Below are 24287 nucleotides of genomic sequence, written 5' to 3' on the forward strand. Positions count from 1 at the left end.
AGGGAATATTTCCAGACTGAATATTGATCGCAATTCATGTAAGAAGGTGTTCAATAGCGGCCTGTGGGGTGAGGATCGAGAGAACACGCGCTCAACACCAAGGAGTTCCGATACTACAACCAAGGAAAAGGCTAAAATCCGATGAAACCATGCATCTTTTGCGATATCAATGACGACAAGTTGGAGCATCTGTTAATCGCTCAGAAAGGTCCACTAAAAGCAGTCCTTGATCGCTATCCCATTACCGAATGTCACATACTGATTATTAGCCAAACTCATGAGTCACATTTAGAACATTTAGCTGATGATGAGTATCATGCCATGTTTGAATTTGCCCGAGAGCTTGGGAGGCGACTTCCTACTTGCATGGAAGGGGTTGAAGACTACAACTTGTTAGTGAACAACGGAAAGCTTTCAGGGCAGCACATTCCTCATGTGCATTTGCATCTAATACCAAGACGACGTGGTGATACGTTTGGCTTCTACTGGCGATTGTTGACTCGCTTTATCAATCCTTTCAGTTCTCTTGGCTCGGATAAGAACTTGAAAAACGTTCAGCGTAAGTGGCTAGTTAATCGGTAGCTATCAAAATCAGCAGTCATTATAGTTGTTGTTTCTATTCGATTTTTAGCAGGTTAAAGTGGCTGGGCAGTACTGGCAAGCTTGTCCGAACTTATATTTATGAACTCGATTGTTTTCTCTTTCTGTGTTTGACTTTTTATATTTATCGTGGTTTCTGTAATTAACTGTGGGTCCGTTATTGATGGTGGAATATAAGGAATGTGCCTTTGTTATTGTGCTGATAAAATAACTGTGGTCAACAGTTTTACAGATAGATCACAAAAAGCTCTTTATACATAGCTTACAAAGAGCTTTTAAATATATTGTCTTAGCTAGGATGGTTTAGAAGAATACAGCAGCGCCTAAGAATACGTGTGTTCCTTTGCCGCCATCTTCACCATAAAACTTAAGTTTATCGTTGTACGCCTCTAGATAGACTTCACCCCAAGCAACAGGTGCGAAACCTGTACCAAGAGCAACCATACTGAAGTCAGAAACGTCAGGACCGCCTTGGTTGTTCTCTTCAGCACCCATCTCATAGTTTGCATAGATACGCCATTGATCACTTAGATACATGTTTGCACCCGCGCCAAAGCTGTTACCGCTGACATCATAGAATGTGCTTGATGCGCCATTCTTTGAGTCATAGTGCTCATAACGCGCTGATACAGATATTGCACCTTCCATGAAGTGTTGCTCTAGCGCGATAGAGTATTGAGAGAATTCAGCATTACGAAGAGAGATAGGGTCGCCAAAGAAGTTGTTAACATCACCTGTAATATCATCTGAGCGGTTATATGCTGCAGCTACATAAGTACCAGTGCTTTCGAAAGTGTATGCAATGGCAGCTGCATAACCGCTGTCGATTGTCGTATCACCCAAGAATACTTCGCCGTAAGTACCACCGTTACCAAATGCGATGCCTTCCACTTCGCGTTTTGCTTGATATTGAAGACCGACATAAAGGTTGTCGAAATCGTTTTGCCAAACCACAGCATTGATAGCACGTCGTGAGCCCAGTTCATCCGAGAAGCTTTGGTTGAAACCACCTGCCCAAATGGAGTAGAAACCTTTGTCAGTTTTCATATATGGGCTAGTTTGACGACCAATAGTGACCGAACCAAAATCATCGTGGCCGAAACCAATGTATGTCTCACGAGCAGTCAATGGTTCGTTTATTTTCATCGTTGTTTCAGCTGCCGATGAAGTCTGGAAGTTCACATCCCACGCTAGGCGTCCTAAACCATACACCTTTCCTTGTTGATGTCTGATATCTAGGGCAAAATTTGAACCTGGATCTTCGATAGTGATGTTTTCACTATCAAACACTGCAGCAGCAGCACTGTTTTCGTCATAGCCATATGATGCCATGTGTGCCGCTAATACCCCCGAAAGTTCTACAGAGGTTCCTTCATTATTATATAGCTCTACAGCCGCAACTTGCGAGGCAGCAAATACACTCACCGCCAATGTAGAAAGTTTGAATAGAGTCTTCATATGTGTTCCTTTTTATATTTATTCCGTTTCTTCGGATATAAGAATCCCCTTCAAAAAATATTTCTATTTTTGAATACCACTATTGGGGGACATTATTGGAGAGGAGGTTATATTCAAGAAAGGGAATATTTCCAGCGCTCTTAATAAATCTGTTTGTTGATATTAGTGTAAAGTATTTTATTCAAACGTGTGTTTAATCTCGGTCACATTTATTTAAGCGGCGAATGATGATCTATTTTTATTTCGAATGGAATGAGTGGACTATTACGTGTTTCTCAAATGGATGTTAACAAAATGATCGAGATTGTTTTGTTAGTGTAAATGCTCTGAAAGTCATATTGAGAGATATATTAGTTATCAACGGTGGCGAGAAGCCTTTTCATGCCATGAGCATCTAGATGACCGTCGCTTTTCTTGGTGGCTCGTAAGTACTGATAAGCTGTAATGAGCTTACGGTGGGTAAGAATCTCCTCTGGTGCTAGGGTTGTACCCAAAACAGTCTCATGGGCAAGTTGATAGGCGGGCATGTCGACGACTTCTGCTTGTCTATATAAGTAGCCGCAACCTGTTGCTAACCACTCTAGCGAGCAGTTGGCTTTCATAGCGATTTGGTTGGCTTTTGCTAAGCTTGGTTCACTACCTTTAAGGTATTTGCGAATGAGAGCTTCGGACAGATCGACGCGACGTGCAAATCCGCTGACGCTTTCTTGTCCAATCAATTCTTTAAGTCTTTCAGCAAAGCTCACAACTTCGTACTCCAGTTCGTTTTTTCGAATTTTAGCCGTTGTGGGCACCTGTAAACAAGCTTAGGATGTGGGCAGAGTTAAATAAGGAGATAACCCATGGTTTCTAAAGTAACGATGGCGCCAAGTGGACCTGACTTTTCGGAGTTGGTTCAGGGGTATTGGCGTTTGGCTGACTGGGGAATGACACCACAAGAGCGTCTTACCTTCCTTAAGCAGCATATCGAGTTAGGTGTGACGACTGTTGATCACGCGGATATATACGGTAACTATGAGTGTGAAACACTGTTTGGTGAGGCGCTAGCGCTAGACCCATCGGTTCGCAAAGAAATCCAAATCGTATCGAAGTGCGACATCAAACTTTGTAGTGACAAGTTTCCGGATCGTAAGATCAACCACTACGATACGAGTGCAAAACACATCTACGAGTCGGTAGATAACTCATTGCAAAGACTGGGTGTGAATGAGTTGGATGTGCTTCTCATCCACCGTCCAGATGTGTTGATGAATGCTGACGAAGTTGCGGATGCATTCAATGAACTATACAAGATTGGTAAGGTTAAGCACTTTGGTGTGTCAAACTTTACACCTCGTCAGTTCGAGCTTTTACAGTCACGCCTAAGTAAGCCGCTGGTTACTAACCAAGTTGAGATTAATCCACTTAATTTCGAGGTTGCTCACGACGGTACTCTTGATCAACTTCAGCAACTGCGCGTTCTTCCTATGGCTTGGTCTACCTTGGCTGGTGGTGAGATCTTCAATGGTCAATCTGAGCAGGCAAAACGAGTGCGTAGTGAGCTAGAGGCAATTCGTGCAGAAGTCGGTGCAACAAGTATTGATCAAGTTATCTATGCTTGGGTCAAGCAGTTACCATCGAACCCACTACCAATCATTGGCTCTGGTAAAATCGATCGCGTTAAAGCTGCAATCGCGGCGCTTGATATCGAGTTAACGCGTGAGCAATGGTACCGAGTATGGGTTGCATCTAAAGGACATGGTGTGCCATAGAACGCAATGATACTTTGAACCAATAAACGCCATAAAATTGAAACATTTTGTGGCGTTTTTCTTTTCTGATCCGTTTTCGCAGTACAATAAGGCGTAACGCTGATTATGGCTTGATACAAAGTTTGACAATAGGTGTGTTTTCTTTAGTTGATGATAATGTTATAACATAACAATTAGTCGTTTTCCGTATCATCATTATGAAGCTTGTTCGTCCTATTCTGTTGACTATCGCAGTCATCGCTCTCTCTTCCGCTTCTTTCATCAGTTTTTTGCCTGAGCCTTCACCAGAGCCTATTGCAATAAAGGTAACCCCTTATCAAGGCAAGGTAATTTCGGATTCTTCTTCAAATCTTGAGCAAACAAAAGAGCATCCAATTCGTGTTCACTACTTTGTTAAAGTGGGGGATACCTTAAGTACCATCTTCTCATCATGGAACCTTGGGTACTCGACGCTTCAACATATTCTCGAAGCTGATCTGAATGTACTAAAACTTGATACGATCAAACCTGGCGATCACCTCGAGCTCATTATCGACTCGGAATCTAATCAACTAATGTCGATGATTTTCCACGAGAGTTTGGTCGAGCGCGCGATCTACACTAAAGAATCGGATGGTTCGTTTGAGTATCGTTTTGAAGAAGAGCAGGGGGAATGGAAAGAAACGCTGTATTCTGGTGAAGTTCACGGAAGCTTTTCAACGTCTGCACATCGAGCGGGTCTATCAACGAGACAGATTGCTAATATTACTCAAGTACTGAGAGACAAAGTTAACTTTGCTAGGGAACTGCGTGCCGGCGATCGTTTCGAGATTTTAGTTAACCACCAGTACTTAGGTAATCACCCAACGGGTAACGCTGAAATTCAAGGGATTTCCATTAAATTAGGCAACCGAGAGGTCGCAGCGTTTTTGGCCGAAGATGGGCGCTTCTATGACCGCGATGGAAACAGCTTAGAGCAAGCGTTTGATCGTTATCCTATAGATAAGGCATATCGCCGCGTAACATCCCACTTCAACCCCAAACGTAAGCACCCAGTGACAGGACGAATATCCCCCCATAACGGTACCGACTTCGCAACGCCAGTGGGTGCGCCAATCTACTCAACAGGTGATGGTGTTGTAACGGCTATCCGCAATCATCCTTATGCTGGTAAATATGTGGTCATTCAGCACAACAGTGTTTACACCACACGTTACTTACATTTGTCTAAGTTTTTGGTAAGACAAGGGCAGCATGTAAAGCGTGGTCAGAAAATTGCGTTATCTGGTGCAACAGGGCGATTGACTGGGCCACATCTCCACTTTGAAGTGTTGGTACGTAACCGAGCGGTAAACCCACTCACGGTCGACCTTCCTTTGGCTACCTCTATTTCAAAAGAAGAGAAACAACAGTTCTTAGCTCGCATTTCTGATTTTGACCGTCGAGTCGCCAATAAACGCATGGCAAATCAGGATACCTCACCGAAAGATAGTGGAGTGTAGGGGCTGTTTTTGCACGATCAGCGCTTAGTCTCAACAAGCAATAAATGTTTAAGATTAAGCGCTTAATTTTCTTTCTAACATGAATCAAGCTCGTTACTATTAATCTTAATTTGGTCGAGTAGGTTGATGGTAGAAGTGATGTTACTAAGCAATTTCCACATGCATTGTCACTATTGTGACGGAAAAGGGTCTCCTCAGGAGATGTTTGAAAAAGCAAACCGTCTTGGGTTTGTTTCTGTTGGCTTTAGCTCTCATGCACCGCTCCCCTTTGATAATGATTTCTGCATGCACGCTGACAAGCTAGATGCGTATATTGAAGAAATTAGCGCACTGAAAGGCCATGCCGAAACGCAGGTCCACCTTGGCTTGGAACTCGACTTTATTCCTGGGGTGACGACACCCAGCAACCAGCGATGGGAAAGACTTCCACTCGATTACAAAATTGGCTCAGTACACACCTTAGAAGCGCCGAATGACCGATACCCAATGCTCAGTGTGGATGGTCCTCATGACGAGTTTTTAGTTCTTCTGAATGAAGTTCATGGCGGTAGTGCCCGTTCGATGATCACGAAATACTATCAAAGAGTCACTGAGTTGTGTGAGCTTGGGGGATTCGATATCTTGGGGCACTTCGACCTTATTAAAAAACACAACAAGGCTTTGGGTTTTTTCGATGAGTCAGAGGATTGGTACAAAGAACTTGCACTTAATGCCTTGGAAGCGGTTGCACAATCCGGTGTAATACTCGAGGTAAACTATGGCGGTATGCTGAGAGGCGCAACCGATGATGTTTACCCATCACCTTGGCTGTTAGAAGAAGCCAAACAACGCAATATTCCCATCCAAATAAACGCGGATGCGCATGCTCCCCACCATCTAGGTGTACACCATGAACATTGCCAAGGACTGTTAAAACGCCTTGGTTATGACACGCAAAGAATTCTCTTGAACGGTGTTTGGACTGATGTCGTGCTTTAATGCGCGTTTAACTGTTGTCTAAGGCGTTGTTTGATATTTAGCCAATAACTCTGCCTAAATATGCTACCTGGTTAACATAGTTTGCGACTTGGTTGATTTACAATCGAGCCCAAATCAACGACTTGGTTATCAGGAGCGCCATCATGCAAAGGATTGAAAACTGCGTATGCAGTGTATGTTGTGCGGAAACGAAACACATTGTGGTACTTGTAGAAAAACCTGCGCTAGCGGAAGGGGCACATTCACAGGATAGTAGTGCGTTTGTCGCAAACTTGCTCAAAGGCTGGGTATTCGGTGGTTTGATGACCTCAACACACGCTTACTCTTGTCATCGCGTGTGCGAAGTATGTGGGACAAAAACCGTCGAGGACTATCTCGATTGATTTCTCTTAGGCAACATAGAGCATTTCTATAAGTTAGATTGGCGTTGAGGACGAAAATATCGACACATGCGCAGAGACTTGTTGAGGCGATAGAGTCTATTGACTACAATAAGCCACTTTTCACTAACTCATTCAGGTTATCACCATGAGCGACAACGCAAAGCCAGAATTACCAGATCATCTATCAGGCAACCCACGTAGCCCACACCACGTGGCTGAGTGTTTTGAACACCAAATCGGCATTCGCCTAAATGGTAAAGAGCGCACAGACGTTGAAGAATACTGCATCAGCGAAGGTTGGGTAAAAATCCCTTCTCCAAAGGCAAAAGACCGTTGGGGTCAACCAATGTTGATCAAACTTAAAGGCACGGTTGAAGCGTACTACGTTTAATCCGCCACAAAAAAAAAGACCAGCCAAAAGGCTGGTCTTTTTTTATCTTTCATCCAACTCGATTACTTCATCTGCTGAACTTGTTGTTGAAGCTGCTCAAGTTGCCTCATCTTGCCTTGCAGACCAAGAGATTGGTAGCTGATTGCGGCAGGGTTCATCATTTGACCTTGCTGCATTGGGTAGTCAGGCAATGTCTTGAAGAAGTCACCCAGTACATCTTGAATTGGTACGAACAACCACATGTTGTCTGCCATCCAGCGCAGGTACATACCTGATTCGTGTGGTGCTTTCTCGAATGGGTCCGCACGAAGGTGAATGATCTTCGGCCAGTTTGGAGAGAAGCGAACCGCGTCAGTGATGTTACCTTCTAGTGTCGCGAAGTGTAGTTTCCAATCATTCCAACGAACCGCGTTTAGCTCACCATTTGCAGTGAAGTAAAGTAGTGATTCACGAGGTGCTTCGTCCGTTTTACCTTCGAAGAAAGGTCTAAAGTTGTAGCCATCAATATGTACGCGCCAATCTTTACCGTTAGCTTTATAGCCTTCAGCGAGTTTTTCTTTCACATCAGGAACGCCAGCGGCATCAAGCAGAGTTGGCAACCAGTCTTGGTGAGCCATCATTTCATTGATGCGAGTGCCTGGTTCAATAACACCTGGCCAGCGCACTAATTGAGGAACGCGCATACCGCCTTCCCATGTTGTACCTTTCTCTCCATGGAATGGTGTCGCGCCACCATCAGGCCAGCTTACTGTCTCTGCGCCATTGTCGGTAGAGTAGATAACGATAGTGTTGTCAGCAATTTTCAGCTCATCCAATTTGTCTAGCAAGATACCGACGTGGTCGTCGTGTTCTAACATACCGTCAGCGTAGATTGAGATACCAGATTTACCTTGGTATTTCTCTTGTAGACGTGTCCAAACGTGCATACGTGTGGTGTTGTGCCAGATGAAGAAAGGTTTGTCAGCTTTGACTGCTTTTTCCATGAACGCCAACGAGGTTTCTAAGAACTCTTCGTCTGCGTGCTCCATACGCTTACGAGTCATGGGACCGGTATCTTCAATCTTGCCATCAGCGTAAGATTTGATTACACCACGTGGGCCATAGTTCTTACGGAACTCTGGGTCTTTCGGGTAGTAGTAAGTCTCTGGCTCTTCTTCCGCGTTTAGGTGGTAAAGGTTACCGAAGAACTCGTCAAAACCGTGTTTAGTAGGAAGGTGTTGATCTTGGTCACCCAGGTGATTTTTACCAAACTGAGCAGTCATGTAGCCTTGCTCTTTCAACAAGTCTGCAATAGTAGGAGCCCAGTCAGGAATACCGTGTGTAGAACCAGGCATACCGATGGTCAGTAGACCAGTACGGAATGGTTCTTGACCAGTGATGAATGCCGCACGCCCTGCGGTACATGATTGCTGTCCATAGTGATCCGTAAATAGTGCACCTTCATTAGCAATACGGTCAATATTTGGGGTTTCGTAGCCCATCATACCCTGGTTGTACGCGCTAATATTCCAGTAACCAACATCATCACCAAAAATCGCTAGGATGTTTGGTTGGTCTGCTGCGACTGCTGCCGAAGATGTAGCAACTAGGCCTACGCCCATTGCAATCTTACTTAAGTGGTTCGCCATTCTAGACTCCATCGTCTTTTAACTTATTGGATTTGAACGAGACACCTGACGGTATCTGTATGCTCGGCACTTTAGGTCAGGCTAGGGGCAAAGTCGTCTTATAGAGACTATAAAAGAAAGTTATATTGGTATTGCATGGGTAATAAAATCAGTGGCTTATACAGAGGAGAAACGCTGTTTATATCATTTGAGAGAGTGTGACAATATTCTCAATTACAACCCATGGAACTGTGAGGTAGGATCTAAGAAAAGGGCTTTGTTTAGTGGAGGTTATGCATGATTGCGACTATACGTTAATGGGCAGGACGCAACCAACTAACGTAGAGGTATACATGACAACGACTACAAGGTTTAAGCGGAGCTTAGCTGTATTGGCTACCGCGTTAATTGGTGTTTCAGCAAGCAGTTATGCTGAGGATAAGCCCAATATCCTCGTCATTTGGGGTGACGACATCGGACAATCAAACGTCAGCGCTTACACATTTGGCTTAATGGGTTATAAAACGCCGAATATCGACTCCATCGCAAAAGATGGCATGATGTTTACAGATTATTATGGGGAACAATCCTGTACGGCAGGACGCTCGACATTTATTACCGGACAAAGTGTACTTCGTACAGGGTTAAGTAAAGTTGGTCTTCCAGGCGCAGATCTTGGATTGCAAGCAGAAGACGCAACTATTGCTGAACTGCTCAAACCGCATGGCTATATGACGGGTCAATTTGGTAAAAATCACCTAGGTGATAAAGATGAGTTCTTACCGACCAATCACGGTTTTGATGAGTTCTTTGGTAACTTATACCACTTGAACGCTGAGGAAGAACCTGAAAACGTCGACTATCCAAAAGATCCTGAGTTCCGTAAACAGTTTGGCCCTAGGGGCGTCATTAAGTCTTACGCGGACGGCAAGATTGAAGATACCGGTCCGCTCACTCGTAAACGTATGGAAACCGTAGATGAAGAGACGCTATCAGCCGCGCTTGATTTTATGGATCGCGCAGTTGAGGCGAAGAAGCCATTCTTCGTTTGGTGGAACGCGACTCGAATGCACTTCCGTACCCACGTTAAAGAAGGCAACCTAGGGAAATCAGGGATCAGCTTCTATGCTGATGGCATGATTGAGCATGATAACCATGTTGGTGAGCTACTCAAAAAAGTCGACGAGCTCGGTATTGAGGATAACACCATAGTGTTCTACTCAACCGATAATGGACCTCATATGAACACTTGGCCAGATGCAGGTCTGACGCCATTCCGTGGTGAAAAGAACACCAACTGGGAAGGCGCGTACCGAGTTCCAGCCATGGTTAAGTGGCCAGGGAAAATCGAAGCAGGCTCAGTGTCTAATAACATCATGCATCATATGGATTGGCTACCAACCTTCTTGGCAGCGGCGGGTGAGCCTGATGTGAAAGAAAAACTCCTCAAAGGTCACCAAGCGGGAGATAAGAACTTTAAGGTTCACCTTGATGGTTACAACTTCCTTCCATACTTAACTGGTGAATCAGAAGAGTCTCCACGAGCAGAGATTTTCTATTTCTCTGATGATGGTGACCTTACCGCGCTTCGCTACAACAACTGGAAAGTGGTCTTTATGGAGCAGCGCGTAGAGGGCACACTTCGTATCTGGGCAGAACCTTTTGTGACTTTGCGAGTTCCTAAGATCTTTAACTTGAGAATGGATCCATATGAAGTCGCAGACGTTACCTCGAACACATACTATGACTGGATGCTGGATAGGGTTTACCTGCTAGTACCAGCGCAGGTGTACGTAGGTAAGTTCTTAGAAACCTTCAAAGAGTTCCCGCCAAGGCAAAAAGCAGCCAGCTTCAACTTAGATGAAGTGATGGATAAGCTTCAGACTCCAACCAACAAGTAATCAATAGTGACAAACGCTCCCACGAACAGGGAGCGTTTTTATTTGGATTCTTTTTCACACTTATTACATAAACTTGGATGGATTTAGCCTTGCGATACAGTAGACTACAAACATAAAACACAACAACGCTATTCAGATTTATCATGCTGCTAACCGCTACTCCGACTGCTGAAATATTCACTCAACACGAGTTTCGCACTATCGAACTGCAACAACATTGTTTGGTGCTTCACTCTGTGAGGGCAGAAGTGCGGATTCCATTTTGTGAATGGAGTGGCAAGCTCAGTGTGAAAAGAGGGCTCATATGGTCTTCTATCACGGTTCACGCGCATGAATCTGACAACAAACAAGTTCAATGGGTTGTGCAAGGCTTACCTTGGCAAGAAGCACAACGCTTTGCCAAGCATGCGGTATCTGTATATCAAAGCTGGCATCAAGAGCAATGTGCGCTTCTGAAAACCTACCTACCTAAATGGGAGCAGGAGCTCAATCGCCTGCGAACATTACCGCAGTTTCTTCCTCAATCGATGATGAACAATTGGGTTACTGAAGTAGACAGCCAGTTTCTTGAGATGAATATGTCGATTGCGGAAGCAATGCGCACTATGCCGAACCGAATTCAAAAACTGCTTCCTTGGATTGAGGATGCTCCCCATGCTTTGCAAGAAAGAAACGTGAATTGGTTGGAAGAGGAGCGGGAGAACTGGCAAGTTTTCTTCTCACAATCTGAATCCTCACCCATGAACTACTCACAACAGTTGGCGGTGCTGCACAACAACGATCAAAACCTTATTCTAGCTGGTGCGGGGTCGGGCAAGACAAGCGTATTGATGGCGAGAGTATCGTATCTTTTGCAGAGTCATCTCGCGCAACCCGATCAGATTTTGCTGGTGGCATTTGGACGCGAAGCCGCGCAAGAAATGCGTGATCGTCTTGAGCGAAAACTGGGTAAGACCGCGGATGAGATTTCTGTGCTGACCTTTCACCAGCTTGGTCTCCAAATCCTCAAAGAAACGGAGATCCAGCCTCCGAAGCTTTCGCCATTGGCAACGGAATCGTCACAAAAAACAGGTTGGTGTATTGAGTGGCTCAAAAAGCATTGGATGACACCGACAAACTTTAAACGTTGGCAAAAACATTTATCTAAGTGGCCTATTGCGTATTTGAAGGGCGATGAAGAGCTGGGTAGTCAAAGTGAGAACCCTAAGCTTATCGCGTGGCTGGAACAGCAACTTGATCAGCTTATCGCCACCGGTTTAAACAAAAAGGCAATTCAGGAAAAAATCATCGATGAGGCAGATTACACTCGCTTAAATAGTGAGCTTGCGCTTTGTTGGCCATGCTATCAAGCATGGCAAAAAATGCTCAAAGACAACGATCAAATTGATTTTACCTCGATGATTACTAATGCCACGAAACGTGTTTCGTCTCGTAAATTTTCATCACCGTGGAAGTTTATTATGGTCGATGAGTATCAAGATATCTCGCCGGATAGACTTGCTCTCGTGCAATCTTTGTGTGAACAGAAGGGTAATACGGCATCACTGTTTGCTGTGGGGGATGATTGGCAGTCGATATACCAGTTCACGGGGTCTGATGTGGATCTGACCACAGAATTTGGCCAACGCTTTCCTGATTCTTCTATTCATTTACTCGACACGACATATCGATTTAGTGACAAGCTGCTTGAGGTCTCCTCAGACTTCATTCAGGCTAATCCAACGCAGCTCACCAAGGAGATAAAGAGCCATAAGTCGGTTAAACAAAAGGCGGTGGTAGTAGAGCACGGTAACCGCGTTGAAAAAATCCTAGATGACCTCAATAGTAAAGCAAAGGTGAATAAATCAGTCCTGTTGTTGGGTCGCAACCATTACCACAAACCTGAGCTTTTCGACGATTGGCGCAAGCGATTCTCAAATCTATCGCTCGACTTCATGACTTGCCACGCCAGTAAAGGTAAAGAAGCTGACTTTGTCATCATTGTTAATGCTGATGAGGGGCAGTTCCCAGCGAAGCGTAAGTTTGTTCACCTCAACGATGCGCTGACTTCTGGCACCGATACATACCCTCATGCAGAAGAGAGACGTTTGTTTTATGTGGCAATGACTCGAGCCAAAGTGAAGGTTTGGGTGACTTACCAATCCTCACCATCGCCGTTTGTTCGAGAACTCATGGAGCATGAACAGGTTATCGTGAAAAAGTAAGGCGCTCGTCGCCCTAGCAATCCTAACTGCTGTGACAATCCGAGCTGCTTGTACGCTGTGACAAGGCGAGTAAAGGTGCCGCGATAGTTGGCAAGCTCTTGTTCTAGTAGGTTTGGTAGGTTTACACCAGATTCAGACAGTGTCTGATCGAGTTGTCGTTTTTGATCTAAGAAGAGTACAGCATTTTTGGTGAACTTATCTAAGTACTGCTTGCCAGTACCGCGAGAATCGCCATAAGAGACAGAGCCCCTAGAATGATAAGTTGATGCTTTATCTTCATTTTGAACCTTAATTCTTTCTGTATCCTTACCTAAACGTCTTCAATGGGAGAAGACGAAATCATGCAAGTTTTGTTATTATTTGTTGTCGACGCCCCTTTGGGTCGCGCAATATAGCAAGCTATTGATTTCTAGTCTCTATTAGCACCATTACAAACAAAAAAATGGAATCGACCGCATATTAAATACACGAATGTGTTCCCATATTGATATAAATATCGGTAATGGAACGCCGTTCTTTAGTGATTTTTCTCGATAATCGATTTTGAACCGACAGCGAAGGAGTTAACGTCTTGTTACAGCTGGAAAAGTATGACGCAATAATTTTTGATATGGATGGCACTTTGCTAGATACCATGCCTAATCATGACAAAGCATGGGAGATTACGGCTGAGAATTTTCAGTTTCCGTATGACCAAGCGTGGTTACATTCATTGGGTGGAATGCCGAGCTATAAAATTACTGGCGAGGTCAATAAGCGTTACCAACTTAATCTAGACCAAGCTGAAGTGTCGAGATTTAAGATGAGGACCTTCACAACGCTTCCTTTTGAGGGACAAATCATTGAGCATACGTTCGAAGTGTACAAACAACATATAGATGTTAAACCCATGGCTATCGGTACTGGAAGCCAGAGAGATTCGGCAATTCGACTTTTGACAGAAGCGGGCGTACTTGATGATTTTGAGTGCGTGGTCACAGCAACAGAAGTGGAAAACCACAAGCCAAACCCAGATACATTTGTGATAGCGGCAGAAAAAATGGGTAAGACGCCCGAGAACTGTGTGGTATTTGAAGATACCCAACTGGGGCTTCAAGCCGCTCATGCTGCTGGGATGGATTGCTACCTAGTAACAGAATCTGGATTTGAGTTTTATCCGGCATAAACAAAAACGCCCCGTTCATTCAAATGACGGGGCGTTTTTTTAGAAATTATTGAATTTCAAGTAACTCAACATCGAAAATCAATACCGCAGAAGGTGGGATTGGACCGGTACCGCTTTTGCCATAGCCTAACGTGCTAGGGATGTACAAGCGGAACTTATCGCCCTCTGACATGTACTGCAAACCTTCCGTCCAGCCTTTGATGACTTGATTCAAACCAAAGCTGATTGGTGTACCGCGATCGACTGAGCTGTCGAATACAGTACCGTCGATGAGCGTACCGTGATAGTGCACTTTTACCTTGCTCGTTGCTGTCGGCTTTTCAGTGCCTTCACCTTTCTTAAGCACTTCATACTGCAGACCACTTTCCGTGGTGATCACGCCTTCTTTCTTTGCATTTTCGAGTAGGAATGCTTGTCCTTGCTGAAAGTTCTCTTCGGCGGCTTTGCTGTTACCCCAAGTACGGTAAATCATAAATGCTGCCAGAAGCAGAACAATAATAGGAATTAGAATTTTAGACACGAGTGTTCCTTTATTTTGTTTTTAGATAGTTGATAGTTTCAGCAATCTCATCGATTCCCTGATGGCCAGAAATCATGACTTCATACTTGCCGTTAACGATGAAGGTAGGTACAGCGTTAATTTGCGCTTCCATAGACACCGCTTCAGCCTGCTCTAGATAGGTGAACAACTGCTCTTGCTGAGCTTCATCGAGTGCGTATGGGCTAACCATGTTGCGAGACTCGAAAATACGGTCGAGCTCGGCTTTCTTTGCGGCTCCATCAAGTTCACGGTCTTGTACAAGTGCAAACAAGCTGTCTTTCATATCCGCAGGGACCTTGCCACCTTCGGATTGCATGACCGCTGTGTAGAAAATCATGGCAGCAATTTTCGCACTATCATTGAACATGACATGCATTTTGCCCAATTTGGAATCAATTTTAGACTCTAGCTCAGGCAGCATTGGCTCAAGGTTACGGCAGTGACCACATCCTAGAGAGAACACTTCCGTTACTTGAGGTAGTCGGTAAGTAGATAGATTGGCATCTAAGGTACGGTACTGTTTGCCTTCGGTTGGCGTTGAAGAGTCGCTACAAGCAGCTACAGATGCAACGAGTGCGAGAATGGCAAGAGACTTAGAAAATGTTTTTAACATCATAATGCTTCTAAATGGATTGGATGCAGAGAGTTTAACGTTGAATGAGTAGGCCGCACAAGAGGGGAATAAGCGAAAGATTTTTTGTAAAGGTTTCGCTGTTTTGGTCGATATAAACAGCATGATTGAGATTTAGGAGTTGGCGATGTTAATGCTAAAGCGAGTGGTGTGGTTAACCTCTGCGATTGTACTCGCAGGATGCAGTTCAGTGTCCGAGACAACGAGTAAGATGTTTCCAGAAATGTTAGAAACAGCGCCCCGCAGTGAGCACGACGTCATGCACCCAGAGTGGGCGGATGCTCCTATCATGTCGACTGCTAAGGTTGGCGGGCCAAATGGTCAATATCGAAGTCACTCTTGGGATGAGTTGGAAACCTATCTTGTGAATCAAGGGCTGGATTATGAACTCATTCCTGGTGACTACGTCATGATTCGCCTAAAACAAAAAATCCATTTCAATACGGGTTCTGCGAATGTTGCTGATGGGTCGGCAATGTGGTTGGAGCAACTGGCGAGTTTCTTGTCTCGTCAACAGGGTGTAGACGTGGTGATTGGTGGGCACACGGATAACACGGGTACTGTTCGCTTGAATGATTCGCTGTCTGACAAAAGAGCTGAGTCAGTGAAACGCACCTTGATTGGAAAGAACGTACCAAGACAGATGATTTATACCAGAGGGTATGGTGAGTACGTTCCTGCGTGTACGAATACGACTCAATTTGGTAAAGCATGCAATCGTCGTGTAGAGCTGACCTTGATTGTTGCCCAGTGATGTAAAACTCTTAATCTTAGAAACAAGAAAAGCGACGGAGAACCGTCGCTTTTTTAGTATTTCAGCAAGCTTAACGCTAATTAGCTAAGACCAACGATGTTGCCTTCGTCGTCGAGATCTAGGCTCATAAATGCTGGTTTGTCTGGAAGACCCGGCATAGTCATTACATTGCCACAAAGTGCATAGATGAAACCGGCACCCGCACATAAGCGTAACTCACGGATAACGACATCAAAGCCAGTTGGTGCACCTTTCACACTGCCATCAGTAGTGATGGAAAGTGGTGTTTTAGCAAGACAAACCGCTAGGTTATTGAATCCATGTTTCTTGTAGATTTCTAGTTGCTGCTGAGCCTGGTAAGACAAGGTTACACGAGCCGCACCGTAGCCCACCTCACACACGGTCATGAGCTTCTCTTCGATAGATTGCTCTGCTGTGTATAGAGGTTTAAAGTTCGCGTCAGTTGTACATGCTTCAATGACTTTTTCAGCAAGAGCCACTGTGCCTTCACCACCTTTAGCAAAACCTTCACTGATAGCGACTTGGCAGTTGCTGTCTAGTGCTTCGACCCACTCTTGTAGTAGCGCAAGCTCTTGCTCACTGTCTTGTGGGAAGCGGTTGATCGCCACGACAGCAGGAACGCCGTATTTTGCCACATTGTTGATGTGCCATTTCAGGTTTTCAAAACCAGCTTTTAATGCCGCTGTATCTTCGCCGTAGATGCTGTCTGGGATAGGAGTGCCAGGCTTAAGATCATATAGACCAGAGTTTGCTTTCAGACCGCGAAGCGTTGCTACAATCACTGCGCAATCAGGTTTCTTATCCGTCGCAGAAGCTTTGATGTTACAAGCCTTCTCAAAGCCCATATCAGAACCAAAACCACCTTCTGTCACCGTAAAGTCACTCAGTTTTGTGGCGATGCTATCCGCGATAATCGATGAATTACCGTGAGCGATGTTTGCAAAAGGACCTGCGTGGATAAGTGTCGGTACGCCCTCTAGCGTTTGCATAAGCGTTGGTTCAATCGCTTCTTTCATGCTAACCGCCATTGCACCCGCTACTTGTAGGTCTTCGGTGGTCACAGGTGTGCCGTCAATAGAGTAGGCAACAACAATCTTGCCAATGCGGGTACGAAGATCTTTTAAATCTTTCGATAGGGCAAGGATCGCCATTAACTCTGATGCTGCAGAGATATCAAAGCCATCTTGGCGCTCGTAGCCATTGATCGTTTTGTTTACTTCGTTTTGACCGACGGTAACCATGCGTAGGGCTCGGTCGTTGTGGTCGACAACGCGTTTCCATACCACGTTTTTACTATCAATCTTAAGCGCTTTAAGACCAGTGCGAGATTCAAATGCTTCAAAGCCTTGACGCTGTTCATGGTAAATACGCGCGTCAATCGCCGCGGCCGCCAGGTTGTGAGCAGCAGTCACGGCGTGGATATCGCCTGTTAGGTGTAAGTTTAGCTCTTCCATTGGTGCAACTTGAGAATAGCCGCCGCCTGCTGCGCCGCCTTTAACACCAAATATAGGGCCCATAGATGGCTGACGGATACATGCCATTACGGACTTGTTTAGCTTCTTGAGGCCTTGAGATAAACCAATGGTGGTGACGGTTTTGCCTTCGCCCAATGGGGTAGGCGTGATTGCGGTAACGACAATCAACTTACCATCACGGTTGTCTTTTAGGCGCGAGACCGCATCCAGTGTCACTTTCGCTTTGTGAAATCCTTGCGGGTGATACTCGTGGTCAAGAAGACCAGCTTGTTTTGCAATGTCAGAAATAGCAGAGAGTGACGTCGTACGACAGATATCGATATCAGATAGCATTAACGGTCCTTAAAAAGCCACAAAATTAATGAGGAAAACGTTTGCGTCGAGATAATACTGGTTAAAAATGCTTTGTAAAGTTAAATATTCAGAGGGCTGTTCTAAAAGTAATCAGCCTCCTGTTATTTGTATGTTTTAAAAACAAAAAAGGGCCGAAGCCCTTTTTTATTAACGATCCCAGTATGCTTCTTCTAAGCTGTCTTCTCTCTCAGGAAGGGCACGGGTGAGTCTAGGTGAGTGTTGGGTTAACACTTCGTAGCTAACTCGGTTTGCGTACTTACAAATTTGAGAGAGTGATGAATATGTTAAACATGGCGCAACATGCTTGTCTGAGTCTGGTACATTTTTGCTATGGAATGAGTTTGCAGTCATGTCATGCAGTAATGCTGACAGTGCACCATCTCCTGCACCATTGGTGTTCTTGATCTTTAGTGGACCGCCTAGGTAAGGACCAATGTGAGAGTAAACTTTTTGCGGATCAGAACACTCGTCTTTTCTCATCGCTCGGCTAAATTCAAACTTGTTGAAGTCTGCAAACTCGTCAGCAGAGATAAGTTCGTGTGTTGTCTCTCTTAGTGTGACGTTGTCACAGTAGCCCGCCATGTAGAGGCCTTCTGGACCCGCGGTGCACAAGACTAAATCAACCCAATCCAGTGCTTTGTCAGCGGCTTTTAGAGGATCGGCGAAACCGGTCAAGGCTTCACCTTCTTCTTCGTTCATCGCAACGATGGTGACGTTTTCTTTGATGTAGTCTTGCCAGAACTTCTCATTGCCTTCGATAACCCATTTAGTACCCAGAGTAAGAACGACTGGTACAGATTTCTGCTTTGCAATTTCAACGGCACGAGCAACAGCTTGAGGCATCGGATCTTCAGGTTTACCACGCATAAGGTAAGAAGAAACAACAAGTGCAGATGCTTTGTCAAACACTGACTCAGGTACACTCTCTGGTCGAAGCTGGTTCATCTCACCTTCGTTGATAGCGAAGGTGCGTTCACCGTCATCAGTGATAAGTGTGTAGCAGCGACCAATAGGACCATCAACCGTCTGTAGATGGTTTAGGTTCATTCTCGACGATGTGCGGCACAGGTAACGATAGCCGTATGACCCAACTTGAATGTTTTTAGACATTACGCCTAGCAAGACAGATTTACTGTCCGCAAGAACTGAGTAGTTGTGAAGAGTATTACCTATAGTGTCGCCGGGGAACTGATGTGTAATTAGCTCTTTTTCCACAAGTTCGGCATACAGAGCATCCGCTTTGCTCTCTTCGAGTACGAGTGAGTGTCCTTTACTTAAATCGTATTTAGCTAGGAAGTCATCATCAACACGTGCTTCAATGTCGACGATTGTTTGGCCGACACCAACAATTGTTGGGCGGTATAGTTTTGGCGCTGATTGCGCCTGACTCACAGAAAGATCTTTCTTACTGGTCGGGAAATAGTGTTTTGACTTGCGTTGTCCAGGGAATTTCATAGTAAAGGCTAGCGGATCAAAATTTGCGGGCATAATATCACAATGCTGCAATTTTTGTTTCATCTAATTACATTGAATTTGTGATTTGTAGCAGTGCAAAAGTGCGAAAAACAGCTCACTCCATGTCGTAAAGTGCAATGTGTATCCACTTTGTTGAAAAGGTTATATGCGATACTAATATGTAACTGAGTTTATAATGAGGTGGGTCGTATGAATATTGATAATCTCAGCATTGCAGAAATACGAGCGGTTCTGAGTCGCCTCGACTGTTATTTTTTTGTGAAAGACCAAGACCTCAAGTACACCTATGTCAACGATGCAGTGGCACGTCTTTTTGAAAAGTCAGCAGAGGAAATTGTCGGGCGTGATGACTCTCAGTTTTTCGACTTGACGGTATGCCATGAGCTGTTGCTGCATGATCGAAAAGTCCTTGCGGGAGAGTCCATCTCTCAGGTTGAAAAGAACACAGATCTTGATGGAAACGTTCGTCATTTTCAGAATCTAAAAACGCCAATTTATGACGATAAAGGTCGGGTAGTCGGGGTGTTCGGCCTTGCTATTGATATTTCAGACTCGATAGCGAAGCATGACAAACTCGAATACTTAGCGATTCGAGATGTTCTAACGGGTGTATTCAATCGCCGTTATCTTGAGCTGCAAATGAAAAAGGAGATCGCCTCGCATGTAAGGCACAGTAAACCTCTGTCGTTTATCATGCTTGATGTAGATAATTTTAAATCTATCAATGATAAGTATGGTCATAGCATCGGTGATTATGTTCTACAACAAGTTGGTAAGGTTATGCTGACTTCTGTAAGAGAAGAGGATGGGTGTTTTCGCTTTGGTGGGGATGAGTTTGCGCTGTTATTGCCACACACTACATTAGCTTGTGCGTTTCAGCTAGCAGAGCGCCTGCGAACGTCGATGGCAAAGCAAAGCTTTTTGTCAGAAGACGGTGAAGAATTCACGATCAACATTAGCTTGGGTGTCTCTCAGCTTTCAGAGAGCAATCAAGGGTTGTTTATGGCTAAGGCTGACGGGGCATTGATGGCGGTGAAACGCAATCGTGATCAGAAAAATGCAACGCTGGTACATTGCGAAACGCATTCTCAAATTGCCAGTTGCTCTCGGTGCCAAGATTTTGAAGCATGCTTGAGTAAAGAATAGAGCCAACGATGTGTGTCGTTGGCTCTATTCGTTTATTGCTGTTCTAGTTCAATCGGTTTGGTTGTGTATGCCTTGGTGCCCCAAAGAGGAACGGTCGATAGGCTGTGCTTGAAGCTTCCCGACGTCTCTTTTGTTGAGTAAGAAAGATACATCAGAGTTTGATTGTCGGCATCGTATATCCTGCGAACTTTCATACTTTTGAAAAAGATACTTTTAGACTTCTTAAAGACAATCTCGCCTGATTTTGACTTATCGATCTCTGCAATCATCTCTGGCGTTATTTCACCGGTTTGGCGGCAAGAAATAGAGCTGTCACTCGGGTCGGAAAGGCTGAGATCCGCTTCAATACTAGCCACATGGCAGGTTACGCCAGTGACGATAGGGTCGTTAAGAGTGTTGAGTTTAATATCTTTTAATGTGAACATACCCAACGACACATCGCCCACTTCCTTATCACCACAGCCATAGAGGGCTAGGGTGGCTAGTGGGACCAGCATAAGCTTTTTAAGCATAAAGGTTTCCTTTTTAAATTAGGCTTTTATATACCATAACTAAGGTTACCAAAAAAATCGAATAGGATTGATATGAAAGATATAGCCACGCGTCTACAAAATAATAAAAACCAGTGGCTGGCGAGCCAAGTCGAGGGTGGTTATCCAACAAAAGAGAGCTTAAAAGGACGTGATCTTTATCTAGAGGCGCAATCAAGTTGTCATCTAGAGCCTTTAGAAGCAGACCATGAAAGCGCCTCTGACATCGAATGGCATTTGGTTGATTTTCATCGCTTAACCATTATGTTTTCGATTCTCCAATCCAAACGATGGGCAAACGAAAAACATCAGCAGCTGATTGTAGAGTTTCTAACTCAGATTATTGTTGAACCTGCTCACTCCCTTTATCTCGGCTTCCTAAATGGGAATCCAATTGCCGCAGCCATGCTATGCCAAGAAGGTGAAACAACTCTTATCTCAGACATAACGTGTGACAATGAAGTTTGTTTTATTGATAGCGATTTGCTTGCAGCTTCTCTAATACAAAGTGTTGGAATTGCAACAAATTCGCAGATTTGGCTAGAAAAACGGTGATCAATGGCTGAGTTTCGCGGATTCGTCGTTTGAAAGCGTCAAACTTTCGATTCCATCTACGTTTGGGGCGGAAAACCATATTAATATTTGACGAGAATTAAGTATAAAAGGTCGTGGAAACGTCATGTCAGGTATTAAATGTGTGTTGTTTGATTGTGATGGAACTCTAGTCGATAGTGAGCGACTTTGCTGTGAAGCGATAGTAGAGACTTTCAAGCAAGTCGGCGTTACTCTTCGATTAGAGGCGGTGTTAGATAATTTCTCTGGTGGCAAAATCGCAGATGTGCTTTCTTCTGCTCAATCTTTAGCGGGTAGTCATGTCTCTCTTGATTTACTTGAGCCGATCTATCGTGAACAAACCGAACAGCTTTTTGAAAAGAAACTCAAACCCATGGATGGCGCGGTAGAGCTTCTGGATTACTTGGATAGTTCCGGAATTGAGTACTGTGTTGTCACCAATAGTCCGACTCATAAAGCTCAGAAAATGCTGGCGACAGTTGGTTTAGAAGAGCGTTTTAAGAATGGGATTATTTCTGCTTTCGATGCGAACAGCTGGAAGCCAGAACCTGACCTTCTGCAGTATGCGGTCACTATGATGGGTTTTCTACCTGATCAGTGCTTATACATCGATGATACTTCTAAAGGTGTCAACATGGGCGTTGCTGCGGGCATACAGACCATTCATTTTGCTCTGTCTTGTGATTACAAACAGAGCGCCTCGACGTGTTTAACATCCATGAGTGACGTCATTAAACATATAGAATCTATCGATTAATTTTCTATTTTCGTAGGGTCAATTCGGTTTAAGAGCCGACATTGATCCCTGTGATGCTTGAAACAAACATTCGCAGCTCTAGTGGATCAGCTGGACGTGTTTGATACTTGGGATGTGTTTTTGAGCAGTCGTTTCTTGGTAAACGAGTAAACTATGATGTGAGAATTGTTGGGTATAGTAGCCACAGTCTGCGCATATAAAGGTTTCACTGTCTTCCGACAATAGTCCCTCATCTGAGCCACACACAGGGCAAAGACCAAGTGGTTGATGGGACGATTTTGATTTTGTCATAAAACCCCTTTAGTAAGCAGGACGAGTCTTGTTCTTAAATTGTAATACTATTCAGCGCATCTCTCTTGAATAACTCAATATTTTGCCAATGTAATGCGACAAATATCACTTATGGTAGCGTTAGGTTTTGCACGTTAAATAAAACCCGAATGTTATACGGGTGGTTTTATAAATTCCTTGGTGAAAAATGATAAAAGAATCGAGGGTATGCAAAAAAATAGACCAGCAAGGCTGGTCTATTCCGGAAACAAATCAGAGTTGTTTACGTTCTATAACGAGATAATACTTCGCTCAGTGTTTTTGTTGCCTTCGATAGGTTTGCAACACCAATCTCACTGTTTTCCGCTACCTCACGAATCGTTGCGGATTGAGTTCGAATGTCACTGAGTTCGGCTGCGATTTCTGAAGCAACAGCACTTTGCTCTGCCGCTGATGTTGAAATCTGAGTACTCATATCCATGACGGCGCGAGAAGAGTCAGCAATTGAGTTTACATCACTTCCAATTTCACCGATTAGACTACTGCTCGACTCTGCTTGCTCAACGGTTTGTTGTGTGATTTCAGCAATGTTTTGGCTCTCTGATTGAAGTTTCTCAATCATCGCTTGAATTTCAACTGTAGCGGCTTGAGTGCGGCTTGCTAGTGTGCGAACTTCATCTGCTACAACAGCGAAACCTCGACCTTGCTCACCGGCACGCGCAGCTTCAATAGCAGCGTTAAGCGCTAGTAGGTTGGTTTGCTCCGAGATGGCATTGATCGTCGTGATGACTTCGTTGATCTGAGTTGTATTGTCGTTTAGCGCCGCTACCGAATGTGATGCCTCTTCGATGTAGGCTGACAACTGATTGATATCTTGAATCGCCTGTTGAACACGCTGATAGCTCATCTCAACTTGTTTGGTGTCTTCTTCCGCTTGCTGGTTGGATTGAGAAGAGATGTTTGAGACTTCCTGTGCTGACGCTGTCATCTCTTCCATAGCTGTTGCTACAGAGTCTAAAGACGCATACTGATTGTTGATTTGACCATTGCTGCGAGCCATCTCTTCGTGGAAAGACGAGGCGGTCTCTTCTAAGCTAGTTGCAGATGTTTTTACTGTAGTAACAAGCTCAGTCAGTGTGTCCATTGCTTGGTCCAAAGCTACACCGATAGTGCCAAATTCATCACGACCAGCTACAAAGTTTAAGCGAGAGGTTAGATCGCCGTCCGCGATTTTGTTCACTGTGGTGTAAAGCGTGTATAACGCACCGCCGAGGAAGGTGGCTAGCCAATAACTGAAGATACCAAACGGAACCAACCACAGATAAGTCAATGCCAAGCTAACTAGGGCATCAGATTTTGCTTCAGCCATATTGTCGCTAGATGGCACACTCATAGAGTAGTGTTGGCCGCTGTTAGCACGAACATTTGCTGTGACCACGCCGTTATTAATGCTAGACGGTTGCGCGTATCCTTCCGACACACCCATTTTACTCAATAGAGTCATATCGCCCATGGATTCTGCAGACTTAATATAAGCGGTTAGGCTTGATTCAACGTTAGATATTGCCTTAGCTTCCATTTGTGAAATGGTGTCTTGATATCGAGCGACAGACGAGTAGGTGAGTGCAGCAAAAAAGAGTGCAAAAGCGATCCATAGCTTGTCGTTGATCGACATTTTAATAAAGAGCGCATCGATTTTTCTGAATTGTACTTCTCTCATGGGGACTCCGTGAGTGATTTTGTTATTTTGAATAGACATAAAAAAGCCCCTACAGGGGCTTTAGTAGTGTGTATGATATCGACTTTTTATGTAATTACTTTATGTCGATTCATACTTATT

Annotated in this window: 23 protein-coding genes; 13 read left to right on the top strand and 10 right to left on the bottom strand. The window is 44.4% G+C overall.

The window, feature by feature from the left end; genetic code table 11:
• Positions 1–141 precede the first annotated feature (141 nt).
• Positions 142–582, top strand: coding sequence for an HIT family protein (locus tag AC6I8U_RS24525; RefSeq protein ID WP_498018882.1), 441 nt, complete (start codon positions 142–144; stop codon positions 580–582).
• Between the two features lie 321 nt (positions 583–903).
• Here AC6I8U_RS24525 and AC6I8U_RS24530 read toward each other — a convergent pair whose 3' ends face one another.
• Both AC6I8U_RS24530 and AC6I8U_RS24535 read right to left on the bottom strand, forming a co-directional pair.
• The gene (locus AC6I8U_RS24530; RefSeq protein ID WP_498018883.1) at positions 904–2058 is read right to left on the bottom strand and encodes a porin; all 1155 of its coding nucleotides are present in this window, start codon (positions 2056–2058) and stop codon (positions 904–906) included.
• A gap of 350 nt (positions 2059–2408) precedes the next feature.
• Entirely contained in the window at positions 2409–2804 is a 396-nt protein-coding gene (locus AC6I8U_RS24535) for a helix-turn-helix domain-containing protein (RefSeq protein ID WP_498018884.1), read from the bottom strand.
• A gap of 96 nt (positions 2805–2900) precedes the next feature.
• Between AC6I8U_RS24535 and AC6I8U_RS24540 the strand changes: the two genes are divergently transcribed.
• The 5 genes from AC6I8U_RS24540 to AC6I8U_RS24560 all read left to right on the top strand — a co-directional run bounded on the left by AC6I8U_RS24540 (position 2901) and on the right by AC6I8U_RS24560 (position 7042).
• The gene (locus tag AC6I8U_RS24540; protein ID WP_234496874.1) at positions 2901–3809 is read left to right on the top strand and encodes an aldo/keto reductase; all 909 of its coding nucleotides are present in this window, start codon (positions 2901–2903) and stop codon (positions 3807–3809) included.
• 197 nt (positions 3810–4006) lie between these two features.
• Positions 4007–5290 (top strand): peptidoglycan DD-metalloendopeptidase family protein, encoded by a 1284-nt coding sequence (locus AC6I8U_RS24545; RefSeq protein WP_498018885.1) that lies wholly within the window; start codon positions 4007–4009, stop codon positions 5288–5290.
• 138 nt (positions 5291–5428) lie between these two features.
• Positions 5429–6268 carry a histidinol-phosphatase gene (locus tag AC6I8U_RS24550; RefSeq protein ID WP_498018886.1) on the top strand — a complete coding sequence of 280 codons (840 nt, stop codon included), beginning with the start codon at positions 5429–5431 and terminating at the stop codon, positions 6266–6268.
• Positions 6269–6411: 143 nt separating this feature from the next.
• A complete protein-coding gene (locus tag AC6I8U_RS24555; RefSeq protein WP_498018887.1) occupies positions 6412–6651 on the top strand; it encodes a hypothetical protein in 240 nt (79 codons plus the stop codon).
• Positions 6652–6796: 145 nt separating this feature from the next.
• The gene (locus AC6I8U_RS24560) at positions 6797–7042 is read left to right on the top strand and encodes a DUF3297 family protein (RefSeq protein ID WP_112477983.1); all 246 of its coding nucleotides are present in this window, start codon (positions 6797–6799) and stop codon (positions 7040–7042) included.
• A gap of 62 nt (positions 7043–7104) precedes the next feature.
• Here the strand turns inward: AC6I8U_RS24560 and AC6I8U_RS24565 are convergent, their stop codons facing one another.
• Positions 7105–8670 (bottom strand): arylsulfatase, encoded by a 1566-nt coding sequence (locus tag AC6I8U_RS24565; protein ID WP_498018888.1) that lies wholly within the window; start codon positions 8668–8670, stop codon positions 7105–7107.
• Positions 8671–9002: 332 nt separating this feature from the next.
• On the opposite strand from AC6I8U_RS24565, the gene AC6I8U_RS24570 reads away from it, so the two are divergent.
• The 3 genes from AC6I8U_RS24570 (at position 9003) to AC6I8U_RS24580 (ending at position 13919) form a co-directional block, all read left to right on the top strand.
• Positions 9003–10550, top strand: coding sequence for an arylsulfatase (locus tag AC6I8U_RS24570; RefSeq protein ID WP_234496868.1), 1548 nt, complete (start codon positions 9003–9005; stop codon positions 10548–10550).
• A gap of 143 nt (positions 10551–10693) precedes the next feature.
• Positions 10694–12754, top strand: a complete 2061-nt coding sequence (gene helD, locus AC6I8U_RS24575) for a DNA helicase IV (protein ID WP_498018889.1) — start codon at positions 10694–10696, stop codon at positions 12752–12754.
• 610 nt (positions 12755–13364) lie between these two features.
• On the top strand, positions 13365–13919 hold the full coding sequence (locus AC6I8U_RS24580) for a beta-phosphoglucomutase family hydrolase (protein ID WP_498019650.1): 555 nt from the start codon (positions 13365–13367) through the stop codon (positions 13917–13919).
• A gap of 46 nt (positions 13920–13965) precedes the next feature.
• On the opposite strand, the gene bamJ is transcribed toward AC6I8U_RS24580, so the two are convergent.
• A complete protein-coding gene (gene bamJ, locus AC6I8U_RS24585) occupies positions 13966–14439 on the bottom strand; it encodes a BamJ family beta-barrel-assembly machinery protein (protein ID WP_498018890.1) in 474 nt (157 codons plus the stop codon).
• Between the two features lie 10 nt (positions 14440–14449).
• Positions 14450–15073: a thiol:disulfide interchange protein DsbA/DsbL gene (locus tag AC6I8U_RS24590; protein WP_498019651.1), complete on the bottom strand. Its 624-nt coding sequence runs from the start codon at positions 15071–15073 to the stop codon at positions 14450–14452.
• A 145-nt stretch (positions 15074–15218) separates the two neighbouring features.
• Between AC6I8U_RS24590 and AC6I8U_RS24595 the strand changes: the two genes are divergently transcribed.
• A complete protein-coding gene (locus AC6I8U_RS24595) occupies positions 15219–15845 on the top strand; it encodes an OmpA family protein (protein ID WP_234496865.1) in 627 nt (208 codons plus the stop codon).
• 80 nt (positions 15846–15925) lie between these two features.
• Here AC6I8U_RS24595 and AC6I8U_RS24600 read toward each other — a convergent pair whose 3' ends face one another.
• On the bottom strand, positions 15926–17674 hold the full coding sequence (locus AC6I8U_RS24600; RefSeq protein ID WP_498018891.1) for a formate--tetrahydrofolate ligase: 1749 nt from the start codon (positions 17672–17674) through the stop codon (positions 15926–15928).
• Positions 17675–17842: 168 nt separating this feature from the next.
• On the bottom strand, positions 17843–19150 hold the full coding sequence (locus AC6I8U_RS24605; protein WP_498019652.1) for an inosine/guanosine kinase: 1308 nt from the start codon (positions 19148–19150) through the stop codon (positions 17843–17845).
• A 210-nt stretch (positions 19151–19360) separates the two neighbouring features.
• Between AC6I8U_RS24605 and AC6I8U_RS24610 the strand changes: the two genes are divergently transcribed.
• A complete protein-coding gene (locus tag AC6I8U_RS24610) occupies positions 19361–20317 on the top strand; it encodes a sensor domain-containing diguanylate cyclase (protein WP_498018892.1) in 957 nt (318 codons plus the stop codon).
• Positions 20318–20349: 32 nt separating this feature from the next.
• Here the strand turns inward: AC6I8U_RS24610 and AC6I8U_RS24615 are convergent, their stop codons facing one another.
• Complete coding sequence (locus AC6I8U_RS24615) at positions 20350–20829, bottom strand: CreA family protein (RefSeq protein ID WP_498018893.1); 480 nt, start codon at positions 20827–20829, stop codon at positions 20350–20352.
• A gap of 72 nt (positions 20830–20901) precedes the next feature.
• Here AC6I8U_RS24615 and AC6I8U_RS24620 point away from each other — a divergent pair, with 72 nt between their 5' ends.
• Together AC6I8U_RS24620 and AC6I8U_RS24625 are read left to right on the top strand one after the other, a co-directional pair.
• The gene (locus AC6I8U_RS24620) at positions 20902–21402 is read left to right on the top strand and encodes a hypothetical protein (protein WP_498018894.1); all 501 of its coding nucleotides are present in this window, start codon (positions 20902–20904) and stop codon (positions 21400–21402) included.
• Positions 21403–21526: 124 nt separating this feature from the next.
• Positions 21527–22177, top strand: a complete 651-nt coding sequence (locus AC6I8U_RS24625; RefSeq protein ID WP_042471422.1) for an HAD-IA family hydrolase — start codon at positions 21527–21529, stop codon at positions 22175–22177.
• A 78-nt stretch (positions 22178–22255) separates the two neighbouring features.
• Here the strand turns inward: AC6I8U_RS24625 and AC6I8U_RS24630 are convergent, their stop codons facing one another.
• Complete coding sequence (locus AC6I8U_RS24630; RefSeq protein WP_234496860.1) at positions 22256–22468, bottom strand: TFIIB-type zinc ribbon-containing protein; 213 nt, start codon at positions 22466–22468, stop codon at positions 22256–22258.
• A 262-nt stretch (positions 22469–22730) separates the two neighbouring features.
• On the bottom strand, positions 22731–24167 hold the full coding sequence (locus tag AC6I8U_RS24635) for a methyl-accepting chemotaxis protein (RefSeq protein ID WP_234496859.1): 1437 nt from the start codon (positions 24165–24167) through the stop codon (positions 22731–22733).
• Between the last annotated feature and the right edge of the window lie 120 nt (positions 24168–24287).

The organism is Vibrio sp. KUL80 (assembly GCF_059725495.1).